The sequence below is a fragment of the Streptacidiphilus sp. MAP12-16 genome (genome assembly GCF_041262165.1).
Lineage (GTDB): Bacteria > Actinomycetota > Actinomycetes > Streptomycetales > Streptomycetaceae > Streptacidiphilus.
This window is the reverse complement of the sequence record NZ_JBGCBY010000002.1, coordinates 224,968-241,839: the sequence shown is the minus strand read 5'-3', so window position 1 is coordinate 241,839 and position 16,872 is coordinate 224,968. Positions and strand designations below refer to the sequence as shown.

At 69.3% G+C, this 16,872-nt stretch carries 11 protein-coding genes; 3 read left to right on the top strand and 8 right to left on the bottom strand.

What is annotated here, in order from left to right; translation table 11 throughout:
• Nucleotides 1–11: 11 nt before the first annotated feature.
• From ABIA33_RS03080 to ABIA33_RS03070, 3 genes are all read right to left on the bottom strand, one after another.
• Nucleotides 12–3,059: a discoidin domain-containing protein gene (locus tag ABIA33_RS03080; RefSeq protein ID WP_370076917.1), complete on the bottom strand. Its 3,048-nt coding sequence runs from the start codon at nucleotides 3,057–3,059 to the stop codon at nucleotides 12–14.
• 370 nt (nucleotides 3,060–3,429) lie between these two features.
• Nucleotides 3,430–4,266 (bottom strand): FadR/GntR family transcriptional regulator, encoded by an 837-nt coding sequence (locus tag ABIA33_RS03075; protein WP_370076619.1) that lies wholly within the window; start codon nucleotides 4,264–4,266, stop codon nucleotides 3,430–3,432.
• A gap of 295 nt (nucleotides 4,267–4,561) precedes the next feature.
• Entirely contained in the window at nucleotides 4,562–8,506 is a 3,945-nt protein-coding gene (locus ABIA33_RS03070; protein WP_370076617.1) for a Pls/PosA family non-ribosomal peptide synthetase, read from the bottom strand.
• A gap of 923 nt (nucleotides 8,507–9,429) precedes the next feature.
• Here ABIA33_RS03070 and ABIA33_RS03065 point away from each other — a divergent pair.
• Entirely contained in the window at nucleotides 9,430–10,536 is a 1,107-nt protein-coding gene (locus ABIA33_RS03065; RefSeq protein WP_370076615.1) for a ricin-type beta-trefoil lectin domain protein, read from the top strand.
• 226 nt (nucleotides 10,537–10,762) lie between these two features.
• The gene (locus tag ABIA33_RS03060) at nucleotides 10,763–13,981 is read left to right on the top strand and encodes a glycoside hydrolase family 3 C-terminal domain-containing protein (protein WP_370076613.1); all 3,219 of its coding nucleotides are present in this window, start codon (nucleotides 10,763–10,765) and stop codon (nucleotides 13,979–13,981) included.
• Nucleotides 13,982–14,069: 88 nt separating this feature from the next.
• On the opposite strand, the gene ABIA33_RS03055 is transcribed toward ABIA33_RS03060, so the two are convergent.
• The 4 genes from ABIA33_RS03055 to ABIA33_RS03040 all read right to left on the bottom strand — a co-directional run bounded on the left by ABIA33_RS03055 (nucleotide 14,070) and on the right by ABIA33_RS03040 (nucleotide 15,742).
• Nucleotides 14,070–14,630, bottom strand: coding sequence for an isochorismatase family protein (locus ABIA33_RS03055; RefSeq protein WP_370076611.1), 561 nt, complete (start codon nucleotides 14,628–14,630; stop codon nucleotides 14,070–14,072).
• A gap of 31 nt (nucleotides 14,631–14,661) precedes the next feature.
• Nucleotides 14,662–14,946, bottom strand: coding sequence for a hypothetical protein (locus ABIA33_RS03050; protein ID WP_370076609.1), 285 nt, complete (start codon nucleotides 14,944–14,946; stop codon nucleotides 14,662–14,664).
• A gap of 42 nt (nucleotides 14,947–14,988) precedes the next feature.
• On the bottom strand, nucleotides 14,989–15,222 hold the full coding sequence (locus tag ABIA33_RS03045; protein ID WP_370076607.1) for a hypothetical protein: 234 nt from the start codon (nucleotides 15,220–15,222) through the stop codon (nucleotides 14,989–14,991).
• Nucleotides 15,223–15,538: 316 nt separating this feature from the next.
• A complete protein-coding gene (locus ABIA33_RS03040; protein ID WP_370076605.1) occupies nucleotides 15,539–15,742 on the bottom strand; it encodes a hypothetical protein in 204 nt (67 codons plus the stop codon).
• 310 nt (nucleotides 15,743–16,052) lie between these two features.
• Here ABIA33_RS03040 and ABIA33_RS03035 point away from each other — a divergent pair, with 310 nt between their 5' ends.
• Nucleotides 16,053–16,487, top strand: a complete 435-nt coding sequence (locus ABIA33_RS03035) for a cupin domain-containing protein (protein WP_370076603.1) — start codon at nucleotides 16,053–16,055, stop codon at nucleotides 16,485–16,487.
• Between the two features lie 102 nt (nucleotides 16,488–16,589).
• Here ABIA33_RS03035 and ABIA33_RS03030 read toward each other — a convergent pair whose 3' ends face one another.
• Nucleotides 16,590–16,805 (bottom strand): hypothetical protein, encoded by a 216-nt coding sequence (locus ABIA33_RS03030; protein WP_370076601.1) that lies wholly within the window; start codon nucleotides 16,803–16,805, stop codon nucleotides 16,590–16,592.
• Nucleotides 16,806–16,872 lie beyond the last annotated feature (67 nt).

The following is a 16,872-nucleotide window of genomic DNA, read 5'->3' as shown; positions in this document are numbered from 1 at the left end:
CCTGGCGGGGGTCAGAAACCGCCGTACGCCTGGATCTCGTAGATGCTGCCGCCGTTGTAGTTGGATCCGGTGACGGTGAGCCGCAGGTAGCGGGCGGACACCGGGGCCGGGGCGAAGGAGTAGTTGGTCTGCGAGGTGGTGGGTGCGGCGGTGTGGTCGTCGAGGGCGGACCAGGTGACGCCGTCGCTGGAGTACTCCAGGAGGTACTGGTAGCCGCTGGGCTTCTCGAAGGTGGTGACCACGCTGGAGACCGAGGTGACCGTGCCGAGGTCGACCTGGATCCAGGAGGGGTCGGGCAGGCCGAGTCCCTGAGCCCAACGGGTGGTCAGGTCGCCGTCGACGGCCAGCTCCGGGGTGTTGGGCGTGGAGTAGGAGGAGACGGTGACTGGGGCCTTGAGGGCGAGGTCGTGGTCGGCGGGCATGGTGACGGTGGCCGCCGGGCTGGGCGGGGACGCGTTGAGCGCCGCGTCGCGGGCCACGACCGTGAAGGTGTAGGCGGTCTGCGGGCTCAGGCCGGTGACCCGGTCGCTGGTCCGGTCGGTGACGGCGATCCGCTTGCCGTCCTGGTACAGCTCGTAGGTGGTCACGCCGACGTTGTCGGTCGCCGCCGGCCAGCTCAGGTCGGCCACGCTGGGGAGCAGGGGGGTGACCGTCGGCTGCCCGGGGGCGGTCGGCGGCGTGGTGTCGGTGCTGGGCGGCAGCGGCGTGCCGTACGCCTGGATCTCGTAGATGCTGCCGCCGTTGTAGTTCGACCCGGTGATGGTCAGCCGGAGGTAGCGGCCGGCGATCGCGGGTGAGGCCGGGGAGTAGTTGGTCGCCTCGGTGGTGGCGCCGCCGGTGTGGTCGTCCAGCGTGGTCCAGTGGTACTCGTCGGGCGAGACCTCGATGCGGTACTTGTAGCCGCTGGACTTCTCGAAGGTGGTGATCACCCCGGTGAGGTCGTACTGGGCGCCGAGGTCGACCTGGATCCAGGACGGGTCGGGCAGGCCCAGGCCCTGGGCCCAGCGGGTGGACAGGTCGCCGTCCACCGCGAGCCCCGGGGTGTTGGGGTCGGAGTAGGACGAGGCGGTGACCGGCTTGTTGAGCGCCAGGTCGCCGCCGGACGGCATGGTCACCACGAGGGGTGCGCTCGGACCGGACTCGTTGCCCGCCGCGTCCCGCGCGGTCACCGTGAAGGTGTAGGTGGCCCCCGCGGTCAGGCCGGACAGCCGCACTCCGGTGCCGGAGGAGGCGCTGAGGAGGGCGCCGTTCTGGTACACCGAGTAGCCGGTGACGCCGGTGTCGTCGGTGGAGGCCGGCCAGCTGAGGTCGGCCACGGTCGGGAAGGAGGTCGTGGCGGAGGGCTTGCCCGGCACCGTCGGGGCGGTGCGGTCGGTGCTGCCCGGAGCCGGGTCCAGGTACTGGTAGGCGGGCTGGAGGCCGGCGTTGTCCACGATCGAGGCGGGCAGTTGGTCGCAACCGGACAGCGTGGTGTTGCCGGTGATCGTGTCGTTGGTGCTGTTGGCCTGCGTGGTGTACGCGGGCTGGGTGGTGAAGTTGTCCTGGGCCTTGATGTCCATACCGTGGTTCATCAGCAGCCACTGGTAGGACACGTCGCAGAGGGCGTTCTGGGTGGTGGTCCAGTAACGGCTGCCCTCGTCCTGGTAGATGGCGCCGTAGGCCGGGGCAGGGACGCCGTGGATGTAGTTCCCGGAGACGACGCCGCCGGGGTCGGAGCTGAGGGTGTAGATCGCACCGCCGTCCGACTGGGACTTCATGATGTCGCTGATCTCGTTGTCGCTGACCACGTTGTTCTGGCTGGTGGTCGGTGTGGTGTAGACGGGGACGCCGGAGTTGCCCGGGTAGTTGGTGTCACCGCCCTGGTCGGTCAGGCCCCAGCCCCAGCCGACGGAGATGCCGCTGTAGGGCAGGTCGTAGACCTTGTTGTGGGTGACAGCGGTGTGGTCGGTGTAACCGACGAGGATGCCGACCGACCCGTGGTACTGGTCGGCCACGTTGGTGACGACGTTGTCGTCGACCGTGTTGTCCTTGGTGATCGACCGCGTGTCACTGGGATGGGCGTCGATGACGTCCGTGCCGCCGACCTGGATGCCGGTGGCGGCGATCTCCTTGAAGACGTTGCCGGTGATCCGGGTGCTCTGGGTTCCGGTGTTGAGGTTCAGCCCGACCGCGCCGAGATGAGTGAACGTGTTGCCGGTGAAGGACACCGAGTGCCCATAGTTCACGTTCACCGCGCCCGGGGTCTTCACCCAGTTCAGCCGGGTGGAGTCGAAGGTGGGGTTGTTGCCGCCGACGATGCGGAAGCCCGCCTGGCCCTCCACCAGGCCGTCGGCGGAGCTGGGCGCGAGCCAGGTCGCGTAGGAGAAGGTGATGCCCTGGAAGCCGACGTTGCTGACCGGGCTGCCGAGGGTTCCGTTCAGATCCACCAGGTCCTGGACCTGCGGCACGGTCACCGTCGCGGTGGCGAGGTTCTGGCCGGCCTTGGGCATGTAGTAGAGGTCGCCGGAGCTGTGGTCGAGGTACCACTCCCCCGGGGTGTCCAGCAGTTCGCGGGCGTTCTCCAACCAGGTCGGGTTCTGGATCTCCTCGCCCTGGTGCAGGTTGGCGTTGTGGAAGCAGGGCTGCTGCATCGTCATCGTGGTGCCGACGATCGACTGGACCGGGCAGCGGTAGAGCATCCACCCCCAGGCGCTCACCACCTCCAGGTTCGACTGGTTCTTCCAGTTGTCCATGCTGGTGTCGGTGATGGTGTAGCCGGTCGAGGTCTTGGTGAAACCCGCGGGGTTGTTGCCACTCTTGGCGCGGGTCTCCAACTCGCCGTTGACGTACAGCTGGCGGGTGTCGATGGTCCCGACGTGTGCCTTGTAGACGTTGTGCGCCGGATCGGCCAGGGTCCACCCGGTGACGGGGGTCCCGCCGCTGACGACCGGGGCGGCTCCGGGTGCGGCCTGGTAGACGATGCTGTGGCCGTTGCTGCCCGAGTCCGCGCTGGTCAGCGCAAGTGTGCTGGTCAGCCGGTAGGTCCCGCTCTCCAGCTGGACGTGGATGTCCCGCTGCATGTGCTGGTTGATGGTGCGCACATAGTTCCTCGCCTCTGTCAGCGTTCGGAACGGGTGCGACCGGGTGCCGGCGCCGCGGTCGTAGCCCGCGGTCGGGGAGACATAGACCTCGATGGCCGAGGCGGTCGCCCTGGTGCCGCCGGGCGTGGACGGGCTCTGGGCCGAGGCCGCGCCGACCGGCGCGGCCAGCACCGCGAGCGATATGCCCGCGACGGTGGTTCTCCGCGTCAACGCGCGGAAAAGGGCAGGAAATTTCGTCACTGAAATCCCAATCGACTGCCGGGGTGGGGTCGGGACGCCCGCACAGGGGCGTCCCGTCAGACAGGCGTGATACGTGCGTAGGGTGCGACGGTGCGGGCAGGGTGCTCCGCTACGAGGCGGACGTCTCCTGGGACGGCTGCTGCTGAGAAGGGGTAGCGTCTGCCGCCGGCTTGGTGGTGAGGTTGAACACGCGGTCGCGGATCCTGCGTTCGAACTGCTGCTGGGTGGTGCCGATGTGCGCGGCCATCAGCTCCGCCGCCGTCTCCACCTCGCCGGCCGCGATGGCCGCGGTGATGGCGAGGTGCTGGTTGCCCGCGACCTCCAGTGAACCGGGCACGTCCCCGTGGAAGAGCAGGACGTCCGACTGCGACATCAGGCGTCGGATGTTGGCGACGCTCGACCGCAGGAAGACGTTGTGGGCGGCGACGCTGACGGAGTCGTGGAACAGGGCGTCGGCGCGGGCGAACTCCACAGCATCCACCGCCTTTCCGGCGGTCAGCGACAGTTCGGCGTTCTCCCGCATCGCACGGACCTCGATCGGGGTGGCGAGGGTCGCGGCGCGCCGCGCCGTCTCCGACTCGATCAGCCGCCGGTAGTCCAGCAGCATCAGGACGTGCTCCATGCTGGTGGGCTGGAAGTGTGCGAGCTGGTCGTCGGTCAGAGCTCCGGGCGACGCGGCGACGAAGATCCCGGCGCCCTTGCGGACGCTGAGCCTGCCGATCGCCGCCAGGACCTTGACCGCCTCCCGGGTGACATTGCGAGTCGCACCGAGGATCTGCGCCAGCCCCTGTTCGGTCGGCAACCGGTCGCCCGGCATCAGGTCCTGCTCGGCGATGTAGCCGAGTAGTTGTTCCGCCACCAACTCGTACCCAGGACGGTAACGGTCCGACCCGTCGTCCGCCTCGTCCGGCCCGCCCGGCCCGCCCTTGGCCGTCCCTGACACCACGCGACCTCCTCGCATTCTGATGAACCAGATCTATTTTCGCCGCCACTATGGCACTGGCCGGTCTGCCAGGGAAGCCTCTCCACGACTTTTTGTCGTACAGCAGGAAAAACTGGCGGACAAAGGTGGCAAATCATTCCATCAGGTGCGGGTCATTGCGCGGCGGATCTGCCAGATACATGTGGTCCTTCCATCCACATGAAGCAGAAACTTCAAGGCACTCACCCTGTCAACACCACAGGCCGACCGCCCCGCCCGAGGGCGGAGGGGTCGGCCTGTAGCGCGGCGTGGACCGGTGTCAGCCCACCGGGGTGATGGGCGTGCCCTGCCAGCGGCTGTTCCCCGGCACCCGCTCGCCCGCCATCACCAACGACCCGGCCCCGACGCTGGCGGCCTCACCGACCGCGCTGCCCGGCAGCACTATGCTGTGCGGGCCCAGGGCACTCCCACGGCCCAGGACCACCGGCTCCAGTCGCATCACGCGGTCGTGAAACAGGTGCGTCTGAAGAACGCAACCCCGGTTCACCACAGCGCCGTCAGCGACCTCGATCAGATCGGGCTCCGGGAACCAGTGGGTCTCGCACCACACCCCGCGGCCGATCCGAGCGCCCACGCTGCGCAGCCACCAGTTCAGCACGGGAGTTCCCATCGCGGGCTGGACCAGCCACGGTCCGGCCAGCATCTCCACAAAGACGTCCCACAGCTCGTTGCGCCACACGAAGGCGCTCCACAGCGGATGGCGTGCCGCCACGAAGCGGCCCATCAGGATCCACTTCGCCGCCGTCGTGATCGCCCCCGCGACCACTCCGGCAGCGCACATCAGGAACCCGCCGGCCAGGATCGCCCAACCTGACCCCGCCAGGTCCCAGACGGTCAGCATCGCGTACGCCAGGCCGAGTTGGAGCATCCCGGACAGCAGCAGCGGGACCGCTCGGCCCAGCTCCACGATCATCCGGGCGGTGCGCAGCGAACGCGGCGGTGCGAAGGTTCGAGCCGGGTCGTGGTGTTCGGCTACACGACGCAGTTCCATGGCCGGACGTCCCAGCCAGGACGAACCGTCCGGCACCTCGGTGGGCGTGTCGGACAGCACCCCGATCAGCGCGCGGTCGCCCACCGTACGGTCAGGACCGACGATGCCGGAGTTGCCGACGAAGGCCGTGTCACCCACCCGCGAGTGTCCCAGCCGCACCCAGCCGCCACGCGCCTCGTACGACGCGGCCAGCACGTCATCCGCGAGGAACGCCCGGTCACCGACCTGCAGCAGCTTCGGCAGGGTCAGCACCGTCGACACCTCGACGGACCGGCCGATCCGCGCGCCCAGGATGCGCAGCCACACCGGCGTGAGCAGGCTCGCGTAGAGGGGGAACAGCGCACCCCTGGCCAGTCCCATCAGATCGTGGGTCAACCACGCGGCCCAGGCCGGCGCGCTGTCCACCGGGTAGGTGCCGGGCGACAGCCAACGCCCGACCAGCCGGACGGTCAGGGCGATCAGCAGCGCCTCGCTGAACATTCCGAGCAGCACCAGCGGCGGCAACCACAACAGCAGTTGGGACACGGCAACCCCGCCCGCGCCGGAGAGCGCCACCAGCACCGCCAGCGCGGGTACGGCGGCAACGGCGACGAGCAAGCCGCGCAGACCCGGCGTCAGGACGTACGCGAGCGACCAGGCCCGCGACCGCTTCGTGTGTGGCGTCGGCCAGCTCGTGTGTGACGGCTGCGGTTGTGCGGGGGATCCACCCCAGCACTCACCGGACGGGACGTGCGTGCCTTCCGTCACCGTGCTCCCGGCCAGCACCGCGGCACCGCCTCCGACCTGTGCGCCGGGCAGCAGCGTGGCACGTGCGCCCACGCTCGCTCCCGCGCCGACGGTCACCGTGCCGACCCGGAGTGTGCCGCCGTCGATCCACCATCCGGCGATGTCCGCCTCCGGCTCCACGCTGGAGCCGTCGCCGAACTCCGCAAGCCCGGTTGTCGGCGGCAGCGCGCCCAGGTCGACGCCCTTGCCTACCTTGCAGCCCAGCATCCGGGCGTACCAGGCGGCCAGTGGCGTGCCGGTCAGCGCGCCGAGGCCGATGGCAGCCACGAACCGGTCCGCAGCCCAGAGCCGCAGGTGCCGTACGCCGCCGCGCGGGTAGTCACCTGGGCTGAGCCGTCCGCGCAGCACGCGTACTCCGGCCGCGGCGATCACGGCTCGGGTGGGGGCGAGGTACAGCGCCAGCCACGGTGGGATCAGCAGCCACCAGGACATCGTCGGTAGCCACGAAGTGAACCCGAAGGCCTGGAGCACGTTGCCGGTCAGCCCGATGGACAGCACCCAGCGCAGTGCGGTGAGGCTCAGCAGTGCCGGCTGAAGCGCGGTTTGGACCCATCCGGTCCACCACGGCGTCCGCGTACCGGCATGGGACCTGCTGTGGGTCCTGGCCACGGCCGGGGTTCCGTGTTCCGCAGCCCCGACCGACGGCGGGGCGAGGGCGGGCTCGCAGGCCACCAGGCGAGAGCGCAGTGCCCTCGGAGTCGGATTCCGGTACAGGTCCGCCACCGACACATCGGGGAAGCGTTCGCGGAGTGCGGACACCAGTCGCGCAGCGGCCAGGCTCGTGCCTCCGAAGTCGAAGAAGTCGTCGTCCAACCCGGCCTCGCTGCCCATCAGTTCACCCCAGACCCCGAGCAGCCACCCGGTGGCCTCGTCCTGCGGGGTCGAGTCGCCGGCCCGGTCGTCAGCCGCAGCGCGGGCCGCAGCTACGGCTGCGGTCCGCTCAGCGGGCAGCGGCCAGGGCAGGGCGTCGCGGTCGGCTTTGCCGGAGCCTCGGATGGGGAACTCGGCCAGTACCGCAAGGCGCGGGACAAGGGCGGAGGGCAACTGCTCGCACAGTCGCCGGGCGGCGTCCACCCGATCGAAGCGTGCCACTTGGCCGTCCGACGGGGCCACGTAGCCGACGAGAACGTCCAGTCCACCGGCGGTCCGCCGGACCATGGCCGCGGCGGCTGCCACTCCGGGCAGGTCGAGCAACGCGGCCTCGATCTCGCCGAGTTCGATTCGTCGTCCGCCGATCTTGACCTGGTTGTCGGCTCGGCCGACGAACAGCAGCCCCTGCGGGTCGGCCCGCACCAGGTCTCCGCTGCGGTAGGCCCGCGGCCAGCCCAGCGAGGGCAGGGGCGCGAACCGCTCCGCGTCCTTGACCTGGTCCAGGTAACGACCGAGGCCGACCCCGGCGATCACGAGCTCGCCGGTCTCACCCCAGCCCACCGGTTCGCCGTCCGGGGCGACCACGGCCAACTCCCAGCCGTCCAACGGCAGGCCGATCCTGACCGGTTCACCGTCGACCAACCGGGTCGCGCAGGAAACCACAGTCGCCTCGGTCGGGCCGTAGGTGTTCCACACCTCACGTCCGTCGTGAGCGAAGCGCCGCACCACCTCCGGGGGACATGCCTCACCACCGACGATCAGAAGTCGGACCTCGGCCAGCATCTCCCGGGACCAGAGCGCGGCCAGGGTGGGGACCGTGGAGACTACGCTGATCCGCCTGTCCTGCAGCCACGGTCCGAGGTCCGCGCCGGTTCGTACCAACGAGCGCGGGGCGGGCACCAGGCAGGCGCCGTGCCGCCAGGCCAGCCACATCTCCTCGCACGAGGCGTCGAACGCCACCGAGAGCCCAGCCAGGACCCGGTCGCCCGGACCGATCGGCGCGTTCTGCAGGAAGAGCCGGGCCTCGGCGTCCACAAACGCCGCGGCCGAGCGGTGGCTTACCGCCACACCCTTGGGCTTTCCGGTCGAGCCGGAGGTGAAGATGATCCAGGCGTCGTCCTGCGGACCCGGCGTGCCGTCCCGGCCACCCGGTACGACTCCAGGACTGAGGGTGAGTTCGTGTCCCGCGCCGAACACCGCGCAGACCCCGGCCTCACTCCAGACCAGCGCAGCCCGTTCCTCCGGGTCCTCCGCGTCCACCGGCACGTATGCGGCGCCGACAGTGAGGACCGCGAGAATCGCCGTGTACAGGGCCGCGCCGCCTGACGGCATACGGACCCCGACCCGGTCGCCCACTCCGACACCAGCGGCACGCAGTAGCTGCACCACCCGGGCCACCTCGCGGCCGAGGTCCGAATAGGTGTGGGCTACATCTCCGTCGTCCAGGGCGATCCCGTTCGGCCACGTGGCGATCGAGTGGTCGAGAATGTCGATCAAGGTCCGCGCCGGTGCCGCCGCAACCGACGGATACACCGCCCTGCGCGTCCCCAGTATCATGACTCGGGAGTCAATTCCCATGGATTCCTTTTCCTGCAGATGAATCTGGGGTTTCACTTTCCTCCCACCCGGAACGTCGGCTAATGAATACTCCACAGCTGGCACTCCTTCAGAAGTTGCTTCTGCCGATCTTCGGCAACGGACGAATAGTAGGCACGTCGGTCTGTGGCGACCTTATGTACACCATGTGTAAGTTATTTGTTGAAATAGCAACCATAATTTCAACGGCTCTGACCTGCTACTTTGATCATCCAAGCAAGCAGCACAGGGCTGGCCTCCATCGTTTCTCACGGTTTATACAGAATCCATTGAGATGATTCGACACCTCAGGTTCACCTGGCTGCGGCACGGCGTTACGGCCGTGGCGCCGCCCGCACAGCGGACCGGGCACTGGCGGCGATGAATCGCACAAGGAGAACAACATCGGGCCGACCGGAAAAATAGGAAAACCGATCGCGGGCCTGGAGGCGGGCGGCTGCGACTGCCCTGCGTTCAGCTAGTTGAGGCGATACGGGGACGGCGGGAGCCCAGTGGGGCTTTGCGTTCAGATCCTGAATCAATGGCCCCCCGACTGCCCTCCAGCCAAGAAGGTGCTGCAAAATTGGTCCAGACCTTGACCGTGGCATCTCAGGCGAGTTCAATCACACCCGAGAGCCCGCATCTGGGCCGTCGTCAGCGGGCGAATCGGATGGGTTTACACCTTTTAGCTGGGCCCTTGTCCTCAGTTCCTTCTCGGGGAAGCATCGCGGCGACGCGCCGTGGGAGCGCTCCAACCGAGCCGTATCGACGCGTTTGGTGCGCTCCCGGGCCCCGTGGAGGCATCCCCTCACAGAAGGGTTGTGTTCATGTTGCGAAGTCTCCCGGGCCGCTTCCGGGCCGCCTTGACCGTATTAGCGGGTTGTATCGCGCTGGTCGCTCCCACCATGACCGTGCAGACGGCTGACGCCGCAGCAGCCGTCGTCAACTGCCAGCCGCAGGGCTCGCTCAGCCTGGCCGGTGGCGAGTACACCCTCCAGAACAACGAGTGGAACTCCACCGCGCCGCAGTGCGTGACCGCGACGACCGGGACCGCGTGGTCGGTGAGCACCGCCAACTTCAACCTGTCCGGCGGCGCGCCCGCGACCTACCCCTCGATCTACAAGGGCTGCCACTGGGGCGCCTGCACCACAGGCAGCAACCTCCCGATCCAGGTGAGCAAGCTGGGGAGCGCCACCTCCTCCTGGTCGACGGTGCAGCCGGCCTCCGGCGCCTACGACGTGGCGTACGACCTGTGGACGAACTCAACGCCCACGACCGGTGGCCAGCCCGACGACAGTGAGATCATGATCTGGCTCAACAGCCGAGGCGGAGTCGCACCGTTCGGCTCGAAGACCGCCACCGCGTCCATCAGCGGCCTCAACTGGGACGTCTACACCGGGCGTCAGGCCGCCTGGAACATCGTGTCGTACGTCCTGCAGGGCGGTGCCACCTCGGTCACCAACCTCGACGTCAAGGCGATGATCAACGACTCCGTCGGCCGGGGAACGACCGGGGCCAACGCGTACCTGATCGACGCCGAGGCGGGATTCGAGATCTGGCAGGGCGGTCAGGGCCTGGCCACCAACTCCTTCTCCTTCAACGCGACCCAGGGCACCAGCGGCACCGGACCCATCGGCCAGATCACCGGCTTCGGCGGCAAGTGCGTCGATGTCGCGGCCGCGGCGAACGCCAACGGGACGCCGATCCAGCTCTACACCTGCAACGGCACGGCGGCACAGTCCTGGACGGTGGGCACCGACGGAACCGTCCGCGCGCTGGGCAAGTGCCTGGACGTCACCGCGGCCGGCACCGCCAACGGCACCAAGGTCCAGCTCTACGACTGCAACGGCACCTCCGCCCAGCAGTGGCACTCCGGCGCGAACGGTTCGTTGGTCAACACCGGCTCGGGCCGCTGCCTCGACGCCAGCGGCAACAGCTCGGCCGACGGTACCCGCCTCCAGATCTGGGACTGCACGGGCGGTGCCAACCAGCAGTGGGCCCTGCCGAGTTGACGGATGCTCACGCGGGCCGGACCTTCGGCCCGCAGGCCGGCCCGACAGCGAACGTGCCGCCAGTGCGCCGCTGAGTCGCCCTGAGCACCGCCGCCCACCACCCCCACCCCCACGCGGCGGTTGCCCATCCCCCACCACAGCCTCGGGCACGGGACCGCATCCCGTGCCCGAGGGCCCGCTCGCACCCGGAACAGGCGCTCCGGTGCGGCAGATGCTTGGAGGCATCATGCGCAAGTTCCGGACATCGGCGAGAAAACGAACGTCCTACCTGGCCACCCTGGCCATGGCGGCAGGCGGTTCCGGCCTCCTCGGCGTGGTCGCCCCCGTGTCGCCTGCCAGTGCTGCTCCCTCAACCGCGACGCCTGCGGCCGCAGCGGCCGCGTGTCCCTGGGTGCACTCCACCGCCCCGATCCCGCAGCGGGTCAGCCAACTGCTCGCGCAGATGTCCACGGCCCAGAAGGTGACCCTGGCCACCGGGGCGAGCGGCTCCAGCTATGTCGGCTTCACTCCGGCCATCGGCTCGCTGTGCATACCGGCGATGAACCTGGAGGACGGCCCGGCCGGGGTCGCCGACGGGATGAACGGCGTCACCCAACTCCCCGCCCCGGTCAACGTGGCGTCGACCTGGGACACCGCGGCCGAGCAGACCTACGGGCGGGTCATCGGCTCGGAGGAGGCAGCCAAGGGCACGACCGTGGACCTCGGCCCGACCATCAACATCACCCGCGACCCGCGCTGGGGCCGCGCCTTCGAATCGATGGGCGAGGACCCGTACCTCAACGGCCAGCTCGGCGCCGCCGACATCCGCGGTGTGCAGTCCACCGGAGTGATGGCCCAGGTCAAGCACCTGGCCGTGTACAACCAGGAGACCAACCGGAACACGCCATCCGACAATGCGGTGATCAGCAACCGCGCGATGCAGGAGATCTACCTGCCCGCGTTCCAGGACTCGGTGCAACAGGGCGCGGCCTCCTCGGTGATGTGCTCGTACAGCACCGTCAACGGCACCTACGCCTGTCAGAACCCCTACCTGCTCAGCACCGTGCTGCGCCAGCAGTTCGGCTTCACCGGTTTCGTCACCTCGGACTGGGGCGCCACCCACGCCACCGCGGCTTCCGCGAACGCCGGTCTGAACCAGGACATGCCCGGCAACGACGGCTTCTACGGCAGCGCTCTGCAGAGCGCCGTCGCCAATGGCTCCGTCAGCCAGGCCACGCTCAACTCCCTGACCTCGGGCATCCTGACCCAGATGTTCGCCTTCGGCCAGTTCGACAGGGCCCCGACCGGCTCGCCCGCGCAGACCGCCACCACACCGGCCGCCCAGAGCACGGGCACCCAGCTTGCCGAAGAGGGCACTGTCCTGCTCAAGAACAGCGGCAGTGTGCTGCCGCTGGGATCGTCCACCGGGTCGGTAGCGGTGATCGGCGCCGACGCGTCGACCTCCCCGCAGAGCGCCGGCGGCGGCAGCGCGGCCGTCAACTCCAGTGGCACTGTCACCCCCCTGCAGGGGATCACCTCGCGCGCCGCGGGCAGCGGAGTCACCGTGAACTACAACGACGGCTCCTCCACCAGCTCGGCCGCCTCGCTCGCCGCCTCCTCCGGCGTGGCGGTCGTCTTCGTCAGCGACTTCGAGAGCGAGGGCAGCGACCTGGGCGGCATCGACCTGCCGAGCGCCGCGAACTCCCTGATCTCCGCCGTCGCCGCAGCCAACCCCAACACGGTCGTGGTGCTCAACACCGGCTCGGCGGTGACCATGCCCTGGATCGGCTCGGTCAAGGGCGTGCTGGAGGGCTGGTACCCGGGCCAGGGCGACGGCACCGCCGTCGCCTCCCTTCTCTTCGGCGACAGCAGCCCCTCCGGCCACCTGCCGGTGACCTTCCCCGCCTCCCTGTCCCAGCTGCCGGCCCACACAGCGGCCCAGTGGCCCGGCACCAACGGCACCGTGCAGTACTCCGAGGGCGTGGACGTCGGCTACCGGTACTACGACGCCAACCACCTGACCCCGCTGTTCCCCTTCGGCTTCGGCCTGTCCTACACCAGCTTCGGCTTCAGCAACCTGCACGTCGGCACGCTGGCGGCAGGCGGTGCCGCCACGGTCACCGCGACCGTCACCAACACCGGCTCGCGGGCGGGCGCCGACGTCGCCCAGCTCTACGTCACTCAGCCGACGGCGTCCGGTGAACCCCCGAAGCAGCTCCAGGGGTTCACCCGGGTCGACCTCCAGCCGGGGGCCAGCCAGACCGTCAGTTTCCCACTCACCGACCGGAACCTGCGGTACTACAACGCCACGTCCGACGCCTGGGCCACCAGCACCGGAAATTACGGCATAGCGGTCGGCGACTCGGCGGCGAACCTGCCACTGTCCGGGACGCTGTCCGTCACCGCGGCGCAGCTCGGCCAGCCGCTGACCGTCACGGCCCCGGGTCCGCAGGAGGGCCTGGCCGGCTCTCCGGTGTCCGTACAGGTGTCGGCGAACGACGTCACCGGCGGCCAGACGCCCGCCTTCAGCGCGACCGGGCTGCCCGCGGGCACCTCGATCTCCACTGCGGGACTCATCACCGGCACGCCGACGACAGCGGGCACAAACACCGTCACCCTCACCGCCCAGGACGCCGCCGGTGCGCTGGCCTCGACCACGTTCCTGTGGACGGTGGTCCCGGCCGACGCGACCGCAGCCACCCCGCTGGTCGGATTGGGCGGCCTCTGCCTGGATCTGGCCGGTGACAACAACACCGACGGCTCCAAGGTCGAGATCTACACCTGCAACGGCACCAACGGCCAGGAATGGACCGAGGCGTCGAACGGCACGGTGCAGGCAGCCGGCAAGTGCCTGGACGTGGCGTCGGCCGGTACCGCCGACGGCACCCTGGTCGACCTCTACACCTGCAACGGCACCGGCGCCCAGGTCTGGCAACCCCAGCCCGGCGGCGCCCTGCTCAACCCCGCGTCCGGCAAGTGCCTGACCGATCCCAACTCCTCCACCACGGTCGGCACCCAGGTGACCATCTCCACCTGCAACGGCGGCGCGAACCAGGTCTGGAACCCCCCGTCGGCGTCGACCGGCGGCTCCGGGGGTCAGGTCACCGGGTACGCGGGGCTCTGCCTCGACGTGGCGGGCGCCAACACCGCCGACAAGACCAAGGTCGACGTCTACACCTGCAACGGCACCAACGCCCAGCAGTGGACCGTCTCCGGCGGCACCCTGCAGGCGCTGGGCAAGTGCCTGGACGTCAATGCCGCCGGTACCGCCGACGGCACCCTGGTCGACCTCTACACCTGCAACGGCACCGGCGCCCAGGTCTGGCAGCCCCAGCCCGGCGGCGCCCTGCTCAACCCCGCCTCCGGCAAGTGCCTCGACGACACGGGTTCCTCCACCACCCCCGGCACTCAGGTCCAGATCTGGTCCTGCACCGGTGCGTCCAACCAGTCCTGGACACTGCCTTAGACCGACCGGCAGACAGGGTGCGGGCGACTCGGTCCGCCCCTGTCTGGTCGAGCCGCTGCGAGACGTTCCCGTCCGCGGCGCACAGGCCTCAGGACGTGCCGCCGAAGTCGACGTTCTTGGTGTCGACGGTCCCGGCCGTCCGCCCCGGCGCCGTCTGGTAGGTCCAGTACAGGTTCGTGTGCGCGATCACCTGGTCCGGCGGCGGCGCGCCCCATGCCGTCTGGTCCTCCGTCGTGTGGGCGTCACTGACAAGGGTCACGTCGTACCCCCTGACGAGCGCGCCATGGAGCGTCGAGCGGATGCACGCATCGGTCTGTGCGCCGACGACGACGAGTCGCCCGACTCGGTGGCCCGACAGCACCGCCTCGAGGGTGGTGTCCTCGAAGCAGTCGCCGTAGCTCTTCTCGACGTGCGGCTCGGCGTCGTCCGGAGTCAGCTCGGGGACGATCCGCCAGTCGTCGCTCCCCCTCGCCACGTGCTCGTCGGAGTGCTGAACCCAGACGATGGGGATCCGTTCCCGCCGCGCCTTGTCGACCAGGCTGCCGACGTTCGTGACGACCGCGTCGCGCTCGTGAGCCCCCTCGACGACGCCGTTCTGCACGTCGACGACGAGGAGCGCGGTGTTCGGCCGGTTTTCGAGTGTGGTCATGGTCTCCTCTTACCCACAGCGCCTGACTGCTTCAACTGTTGCGGAGAGCCGCGTCACAGCGCGCGCAAACCCAGCCTTCGAGGTTCTGCGGGTACCAGGTCGCGCTGGGTTGCTCGGGCTGATAGCCGTGCCGCTCCATGGCTCGGGCATCCGCGCCGCACAGCGTCCGCTCCGGCGGATCCTCGGGGACAGAATCCTCGATGACAGAGGGGTCCGTTCGCGCGGCGTGAAGGGCGCGAATGCCGCCCGGCGCCCAGTTGCCTCCGCCGCTTGGCACCTCGAGGGGCTCGGTCTCCATCAACACGACGATGCTCATGTCTCCACGATCCGCCGGGGAGAGTGGACGTGCATCCGGTGCTCAGTCCGGTGATCGGCGTGCATTGCCCCGAATCCATGCCGCCAGTTCGCGGGCGGTCTCGACCGTGCAGTCGATGCCCACCGACGCACCGAGCAGGCTGTGCACCGACGGCGCGACCTTGAACCCTGCGATCTTCAACGCGTCGATGAGCGCCTGCTGCGCCGCGGTGGCGTCGTCCTCGCGCTGGTGCCGGTCGTCCGCCTCCTGCCGGTACATCTCCGGCGACTGTGTCATGGCGCGGGTGCTCGCCGCATTCGACGGGGTTGGGCGGCGGGCGTCCGTGTGTTCATCCATCGCGATCACGACCTCAGCGACTCGGGGGACGACGTTCACGCTACTCCGCTGCGGCCACCAGCGCGGCACCCTCCTCGGCGTCCACTCCTTCGGGTGGGTGACGGCTCACATCGATCTGGCCGGCATTCGCGGGGCGACGGAGTGGCGCATGACGAGGTGCGTGCGCGCCCTCGGCGCACTACGCGACCGGCCCGTCGCCGGAGCGTCGACCGGCCGTCAAAGGGGCCCGGTGCGCCGCATCGGGGGCGGCCGGGAGTCATCGACCTTTGACCCATCGGGAAACCTGCCTGGACTTTGCCTCCGGATCCAGCCGCGCCTTGTACGCCTCGAACACCGCTCCCGGCGAGAGGGTCTTCCCGCCGGCGACCTCGTCTCGTGCCTTGTCGATGGCCTCCTCCAGCTCCATGCCGCTACCGGTGAACTGAAGAACCCGATCACAGACGTCATCAAGAGTGGCCACAATGCCTCCTGCCGAGCGGACCCCATGGCGCCACTTCACCACTCGCCGCCACGTGCCGCCGCCGGTGACTACCCCCCAGCAAGGTCCAGGTGTACCCACCGTGTGCGCCGTCGCCGGATTGCGACAGGATCAGATCAGGGCCATGCCGTGTCCGGGCGCCGGCATCGCCGCAGTCTGCCGATCGGGTCGGCCGCGTCCAGCCGCCGAACCGTGGCGTCATAGTCAAGACTGGTGATGCTTCCCTGCCTTCGGGCTGCAACCCCGCGCAGCCCGTACGGAACTGTCACCCTCCGCACCGAAGGACACGCATATGAGCAGCTCATTCCGTGTGGCGCTGGCTGGAGTCACAGGCGCCGCGCTGGCGCTCGTCGGCGGTAGCGCGTACGCGACTCCACCCGGCCCGGGTGTCACTGGCAAGGTCATCGCCCAGACCACCGTGAACGGCACCGACTACATCCTGCGAGAGATCACACTGCCCCCCGGTCAGAGCACCGGCTGGCACTATCACGACGGGACCCTGTACGGCATCGTCAAGCACGGCACGCTGAGCCACTTCAATGCCACATGCGCGTCCGACGGGGTGTACCGCGCCGGCAGCACCATTCTCGAAGCCGGCGGAGCCGACCACGTACACATCGGCCGCAATCTCGGCACTGCGCCGGTCGTGCTGGATGTGCTCTATGTCCTCCCCCACGGCGCGCCCTTCTCCGAGGATGCCCCCAATCCGGGATGCCCGTTCCAGTGATCACGCTCGTGCCGACCAAGCATGAGCGCTCGTCGGCATGAGCTCATCCATCGCGTAGGGACCGCGCTGTTCGTTCCGCCGCGCCCGGACGATGCCGGACGCTCAGGCCCACACGTCGGGGCCGCCGCGGCGCCAGCCGACCTGCTCCGGATCAAGCGGATCCAGATCCTCCAGCCCGGCGCGGCGGGCGAACTCGATCACGTCCGCCAGCCTGTACGCCCTGCCGACAGGCCGGTGCCGGATCTCGACGCGCCGGAACGGCGAGTCCCCGTAGACGGGCGGGAACACGATGACCGGCGGATCAGTGGGCAGATCCATGACCCCATCGTCCGTCCGGACGGTGTCACCCGCACAGCGGTCATATTCGAGCCTGCTCGCGGAGCGG